The organism is Kitasatospora sp. GP82 (assembly GCF_029892105.1).
Lineage (GTDB): Bacteria > Actinomycetota > Actinomycetes > Streptomycetales > Streptomycetaceae > Kitasatospora.
Genome location: NZ_JARZAJ010000034.1, coordinates 61,863 through 68,392, shown reverse-complemented (window position 1 = coordinate 68,392; position 6,530 = coordinate 61,863). Strand labels below are relative to the sequence as shown.

Below are 6,530 nucleotides of genomic sequence, written 5' to 3'. Positions count from 1 at the left end.
ATGGCCAAGGGCAGCTACGCCCGCATCATCCTGGCCACCACCGACCTCGACGGCACCTTCGCACGGCTGCAGGCCAGCGGCGCCGACGTCGTCCAAGAGCCGACCGAACAGCCGTACGGCATCCGCGACTGCGCCTTCCGCGACCCCGCAGGCAACCTCATCCGCATCAACGAGCTCCGCTGAGCCATCCGGCAATCACCAGCCCGACCTGCACAGACGACAGGCTGTAGCTGGCCGGGAACCGCAGCAGAGCCCGCACCCACAGCTCCGGCACTTCCGGGGTGCGCAGGATCAGGTACCGCTGGCGGGCCTGCCAGGGCAGCGGCACTGCTTCCGGGTCCTGCTCGTCCTCGCCGAGTTCGGCCCGCCCCCGGCCGACGCGGTCTCGGTGGCCGGCCACCCCGGCTGAACGCCCTCGCGCTGGCATTCGCCGACGCAGGAGCGCCGCTGCGGGACACCTCGTCCATCGCTGCGACCGGCTCCAGCCGCTGCATCGTGCGATCGGCCGGGCTGGCGTGACCGGGCCGGCTACCTCTGCGGCCCACCCTGCTGGATCCCGCCGGCCCGCACCTGACCCTCCGGCGTCCACGCGCTGCCGGCCCTCCGGCACCTAACTGATCCGATGCGACCGGACGCCTTGCCGTCAGAGCTGGACGCCGGGCCGGTACTGCGGGCCGCGGGGACCGTAGTCGACCTCCGCCATACCGTGGCCGGACTCGATGACGAGCTGCGGGGCGTCGTACTTGTCCATGACCGCCTCAATGAAGATCATGCTGTCGTGCGGGGCCGCCAGCGCCTCCCTGAGTTCGGCCGGCGTCTTCACGACGAACGTCCGGGCGGTCGTTCCCGGGTGCAGGACCTTCGGCAGCTCGGCGTAGGCCCAGTTGGCGATGTCGTTGAAGTGCCCCTGCTTGCCGCAGATGGCGCGCTCGACCGTGTAGCCGCCGTTGTTGATCAGAAAGATGACGGGTTTGAGGTCGTGCCGGAGGATCGTCGACACCTCCTGCGCCGTGAGCTGGAAGGACCCGTCGCCCACGAAGAGCAGGTGCCGCCGCTCCGGCGCGGCCAGGAGCGTGCCGAGGACCGATCCCACGCTGTAGCCGATCGAGCCCCAGACGGCCTGGGTGACGATGGAGCACTTCGGCGGCAGCTGCAGCCCCCAGCAGCCCGCCTCGGAGGTGCCGTCCTCGGCGATGAGCACATCGCCCTCGCGGATGAAGTCCTGGACCATGCTCCAGTACGCCGCCTGGGTGAGCGGGCCGGACATCACGGCCGCGCTCGGCTCCTGCGGCATCTCGGCCTGCCGGAGGTATCCCGAGGTCCTGGCTGGGGCCTTGTCGACGACCCGGCGGAGCAGTTCCTTCAGGTAGACGGCCTGGTAGTTGTCCGGGCCGATGTCCACGGCGTCACCGCGGGCGTCGATCCGTCCGGCGGGAAGCGCGTCGCTGAAACCCCCGGACGTCGTGTCCACCCGCCGTACGCCGATCGCCAGCAGGCAGTCGCTGTTCTCCACCATCTCGCGGATCTCGGGCTTGCTGCCCGCTCCCGCGTAGAGGCCGAGGAAGTACGGGCTGGTCTCGTCGATGAGCCCCTTGACGGTGTTGACGGCGGCGATCGGCAGCTGCATCCTGCCCGCCAGCTCCAACAGCTCGCCGGTCACATCGAAGCGGTCCGCGTCGATGTCGACAAGGATCACTGGCGAGCGCGCGCTGGTGAGCCGGGCGACGATCGCGTCGGCACACGTGCTCAGCCGTTCGGAATCGCTCGGTGGCATGGCGAGCTCCAGCGGCTCCGGCGGGACCTCGACATCCAGGTAGGCGATGTCGGAGGGCAGTTCCAGGTAGACCGGGAGCTTGCGCTGCCAGGCGGTGAGGATGAGCCGGTCGATCTCCGTCACGGCGTTCTGCGGCGTCAGCCTGGCCTGTGCCACCGTCACCTGGGCGTAGCCGCGCATGACGTCGTCGTACTCGGTGTCGCCCGAGGTGTGGTGCATCAGCAGCTTCCGGTCCAGCGCCTTCAGCGGAAGCGACCCGCAGACGCAGACGACGGGGACGTGCTCGCTGTAGGCGCCGGCGACACCGTTGATGGCGCTCCAGGCGCCGACGCCGTGGGTCACCACGAGCCCCGAGATGCCGTTGAGCCGCGCGTACCCGTCGGCCGCGTAGGCGGCGTTCAGCTCGTTGCAGTTGCCGACCCACGTGAACTCGTTGCGGTCCTCCATCTGCAGGAGGAACTCGAGGTTGTAGTCGCCAGCCACTCCGAACAGGTGCGAGATGCCCGCCTCCCGCAGGCGGCGCAGCAGGAAGTCGCCGATGGTCATGGTCGAACGCGCGGTAGTGATCGTCATGTCGTTCCCTGTCTCGCGGCTTCCTGAGCCCCTCGTCCCTCTCCCAGGCAAGCCCGCCCGGAGCACCCCCGCGACCCGGAGGCAGCCGCCGGAGTGACCAGGTGGGGCGCGCGCCGTCGCCCCGGCTGGGGGGGAACGCCGCCAGGCTCTGTCCCGTCCGCTCAGGTGCGGTCGCGCTGGTAGGCGGCGAGGAGGAAGAGCCAGATCTCGCTGACGGTCGGGAAGCAGGCGATCGCGTGCCTGAGCCGCTTGAGCGGGACCTCGCCGGCGACCGCGACGGTCGCCGAGTGCAGCAGCTCGCTGACTCCGGGGCCGACGAAGGTCACCCCGAGCAGGACTTCCCGGTCGAGGTCGACCACCATCCGCGCGTGGCCACGGTAGTTGTCGGCGTAGAGGTTGGCGCCCTGGGCGGCGGTGAAGTCGAGGTCGACGGTCTTGATGCGGTGGCCGGCCTGGGCCGCCTGCTCGGCGGTCAGGCCCACGGCGGCCGCCTCGGGGTCGGTGAAGAAAACCTGGGGCACGGCGTGCTGGTCGGCGGTGGTGGCGTGGTCTCCCCACGGGCCGTCGTCCATGGGGAGTCCTGCGGCGCGGGCGCCGATGGCATCGCCGGCGGTCCGCGCTTGGTACTTGCCCTGGTGGGTGAGCAGGGCCCGGTGGTTGACGTCGCCGACGGCGTACAGCCATACGCCGTCGACCCCGCGGACCAGGCAGGTGGCGTCCACCTCCAGCCACGTGCCCGCGGAGAGGCCGACCGTGTCCAGGCCGATGTCGTCGGTGCTGGGGGTCCGGCCGGTGGCGAACATGACCTCGTCGGCCTGCAGGTCGCTGCCGTCGTCGAGGGTGAGGATGACGGGCCCGCTGGGGTCCGGGCGGCGCACGGCCGTGACCTGGGTGCCGATCCGCACGTCCACGCCCGCCTCGGTGAGGCTGCGCGCGACGAGCTCGCCCGCGAAGGGTTCCATGCGGGGAATCAGGCGCCGGCGGGCGAGCAGGGTGACCCGGGAGCCCAGGCCCTGCCAGAGGGTGGCCATCTCGATGGCGACTCCGCCGCCTCCGACGATGGCGAGCCGGCCGGGGACCGCGCTGGAGTCGGTGCCGTGCCGGTTCGTCCAGGGCCGGGCCTCCTGGATGCCGGGGATGTCGGGCAGCAGCGGCCGACTGCCGGTGGCGATGGCCACCGCGTGCCGGGCGGTGAGGGTGAGGCGTGCGCCGTCGTCCCTGGTGACCGTGGTGCGGCAGGGGCCGTCGATGCGGCCGTGGCCGCGGAAGAGGTCGGCGCCGATGGACTTCACCCACTCGGCCTGTCCGGTGTCGTCCCAGTCGGTGACGTAGTGGTTGCGGCGGGCGAAGACCCGGTCGGTGTCGAGCCGGCCGGTGACGGCCTGACGGGCACCGTCCACCCGGCGGGCGTCGGCGACCGCGATGACCGGCCGCAGCAGGGCCTTGCTGGGGACGCAGGCCCAGTAGGAGCATTCGCCGCCGACCAGTTCACGCTCCACGACGGCCACGGTGAGGCCGGCGGCGCGGGCGCGGTCGGCGACGTTCTGGCCGACCGGGCCTGCGCCCAGCACGACCACGTCGTAGGCGTTGCTCTCCTGGTTCTCGCGTGCTTCGCTCATTGCTCCCTCTCGTCTGTTCGGGGCTGACGGGGCCGTATCCCCGACTCATGTAACCGCGCGGTGCGCGCCGGCCGTCATACCCTGGCCGCAGGAGTCACCAAGAGCGGCCATCCATGCCCCTTATGACCGCACGCACGCCGTGACCTGCCTCGGGCGGTCCGGCGCCTCCCGCGAGGACCACGGCCGCTCGGACGCCCCCTGAACTTATGGCGGCCCCAGGAATCGCCGATGACGAGAACGGAATCCCACGGCGGAAGTGGTGCTTTCCCCGCATGTCAGCTCGCGGTCGAGCCGGCGGGGCAGCGGAAGCGGCACCGCCGTACGGCCGCGATCCTCACCTTTCCGATACGGAGGACAACCTCATGGGTTCGCTTGATCTGACCGGACGCGTGGCCCTGGTGACCGGAGCGACCAGCGGCATCGGCGCCGCCACCGCGGCGCTACTGGCCCAGCGGGGAGCACACGTACTGGTGGCCGGCCGCGACAGCTCACGCGGCAAGTCCGTGGTCGCCGCCATCCGCGCCCGCGGCGGCAAGGCCGACTTCGTCGCCGCCGATCTGCGCGAGGCGCAGTCGGTGCGGCAGCTGGCCAGGCGGGCCGTGGACCTGGGCGGTGGCCGGGTCGACATCCTGGTGAACAACGCGGGCATCTACCCGTTCGGGCCTACCGAGAAGGCAGCGGAGAGCGAGGTCGACACCGTCTACGCGCTGAATGTGAAGGCGCCGTTCCACCTGGTGGCGGAACTCGCGCCGACGATGGCCGAGCGGGGCGGCGGTGCGATCGTCAACGTGAGCACCATCGTCGCGGCGTACGGGGCCGCGGGCATGGCCCTGTACGGGTCGAGCAAGGCGGCCGTGGAGCTGCTGACCAAGGCGTGGGCCGCGGAGTACGGCCCGCGCGGGGTGCGGGTCAACGCCGTGCGCCCCGGCCCGGCGCGCACGGAGGGCACGGCCGGCATGGGCGAGGACCTCGGCGCCCTGGCCGCCCAGGCCCCGGCCGGCCGACCGGCCGAGCCGGAGGAGATCGCCGAGGCGATCGCCTACCTGGCCAGCGACGCGGCAAGCTTCGTCCACGGCGCCGTGCTGCCCGTGGACGGCGGCCGTACCGCCGTCTGACTCGCACGGCCCGCCGGACGTCCCCGGCCGCATTACACCGGCCCGGGGCGTCCGGCAGCACACCGCATCACCGTGGGCTTGTCCCACACCGTCCTGCAACGGGACCCCTGTGCTTGATCGACTTTCTTCGTCGATCGTTGATCCACAGGTGTCCCGTTGCCGCGTTCAAGCCCCTTGACCTGCGCACTCACGCCATAACTCAGCGGCGTTGGAGATCACTTTGACGACGACTCCGGCTCGTGTGGCTCACCGGGACGGCCCCGGGACTGGATGGTCCAGTCCACAATCAAGGGCGACGACGAGCGGATGCCGTACGCACCGTGCACGAGGTGTGCGACGCGTCGGTCGTCATACGTCGCGGGCGATGGCGATGAAGCGTTCGAGTTCGCCGGGGATGTCGGGGCCGGTGGGCTGGTAGACGATTTCGGTGATGCCGTCCCGGGCGTAGGCGCTGAGTGTGTCGCGGATGCGGTCGGGGGTTCCGGTGACGGTGGTGGAGGTGATCGCCTGCCAGCTTCCCGCGTTCCAGGCGGCGGTGTCGGCCGCGTTGAGAGCGGTGAGGTGCTGGTCGTGTACGGCGAGATGGCGTTCGGTGCGGGGGTGGGCGGTGACGGCGTCGAGCCAGGCCTGTCCGCCGGGCAGGGTGGTGGGGTCGCCGCCGAACTCGTAGGCGGCGTGGTGGGCCAGAGCGTTGCCGGGGCCGGCGGCCGCGCGGACGCGGGCGGAGTCGAGCGGTTCGTCCTCGCCCAGCACGGTGCCGTGGATCCCCAGTGCGGCCCAGGTGAACTCGCGGGCGTGCGCGGTTTCGCCGTTGACGCTGAAGAGGCCGTCGGCGATCTCGCGGGTGATGGCGAGACCTTTGGGGCCGAGAGCGGAGAGCAGCACGGGGATGTCGATGGGACGCTGAGGGGCGTGCGTGCCGGGGTGCATCATGCGCATCGGGGCGCCGTCCCATTCCACGGTGTCGCCGCGGAGCAGACCGCGTACCGTCCGGACGTACCGGCTGAGGTAGGACCAGGTGGCCGGGGGTGCGCCGAGGGCGCGGGTGCCGTTGAAACCGGTGCCGAAGGCGAGGGTCACCCGGCGGGGTGCGAGGGCGGCGAGGGTGGCGGCGCCGGAGGCGTTGACCATCGGATGGCGCAGGGTCGGCACGAGGACACCGGGGCCCAGGCCGATGCGGTGGGTGCGATCGGCGGCCAGCGCCAGCATCGCCCACACATCGGGGCTCTGGGCGGGCGTGTCATGGAGCCAGGCGCGCTGGTAGCCCAACTGCTCTGCGAGGGCGATGTGTTCGGGAGAGTGCAGGGATGTGGCGAACTGACAGGAGACATCCATCGGTCGGACTCCTTTAGCGGGAAGGGGGATCCAGGGTTCCCCGCCAGCCAGGCTCAAGCCTGGGGCTCTGATCTGGGCGGATGATCAATCGGTACGTGCAATGTCAGTGGGTGG

At 71.3% G+C, this 6,530-nt stretch carries 6 protein-coding genes; 2 read left to right on the top strand and 4 right to left on the bottom strand.

The window, feature by feature from the left end; genetic code table 11:
• The coding region (locus P3T39_RS28065) for a VOC family protein (RefSeq protein ID WP_280701834.1) at positions 1 to 183 on the top strand (183 nt) is incomplete at its 5' end.
• Here P3T39_RS28065 and P3T39_RS28060 read toward each other — a convergent pair.
• The 3 genes from P3T39_RS28060 to P3T39_RS28050 form a co-directional block, all read right to left on the bottom strand.
• Positions 167 to 400 (bottom strand): hypothetical protein, encoded by a 234-nt coding sequence (locus P3T39_RS28060; RefSeq protein ID WP_280701832.1) that lies wholly within the window; start codon positions 398 to 400, stop codon positions 167 to 169. The two genes, P3T39_RS28065 and P3T39_RS28060, sit on opposite strands and share 17 nt — an antisense overlap.
• A gap of 243 nt (positions 401 to 643) precedes the next feature.
• Complete coding sequence (locus P3T39_RS28055; protein WP_280701831.1) at positions 644 to 2,347, bottom strand: thiamine pyrophosphate-binding protein; 1,704 nt, start codon at positions 2,345 to 2,347, stop codon at positions 644 to 646.
• A 161-nt stretch (positions 2,348 to 2,508) separates the two neighbouring features.
• Positions 2,509 to 3,966 carry an NAD(P)/FAD-dependent oxidoreductase gene (locus P3T39_RS28050; RefSeq protein ID WP_280701829.1) on the bottom strand — a complete coding sequence of 486 codons (1,458 nt, stop codon included), beginning with the start codon at positions 3,964 to 3,966 and terminating at the stop codon, positions 2,509 to 2,511.
• A gap of 362 nt (positions 3,967 to 4,328) precedes the next feature.
• On the opposite strand from P3T39_RS28050, the gene P3T39_RS28045 reads away from it, so the two are divergent.
• Positions 4,329 to 5,081 (top strand): SDR family NAD(P)-dependent oxidoreductase, encoded by a 753-nt coding sequence (locus tag P3T39_RS28045; RefSeq protein WP_280701828.1) that lies wholly within the window; start codon positions 4,329 to 4,331, stop codon positions 5,079 to 5,081.
• 348 nt (positions 5,082 to 5,429) lie between these two features.
• Here P3T39_RS28045 and P3T39_RS28040 read toward each other — a convergent pair whose 3' ends face one another.
• Positions 5,430 to 6,416, bottom strand: a complete 987-nt coding sequence (locus tag P3T39_RS28040) for an LLM class flavin-dependent oxidoreductase (RefSeq protein ID WP_280701826.1) — start codon at positions 6,414 to 6,416, stop codon at positions 5,430 to 5,432.
• Positions 6,417 to 6,530 lie beyond the last annotated feature (114 nt).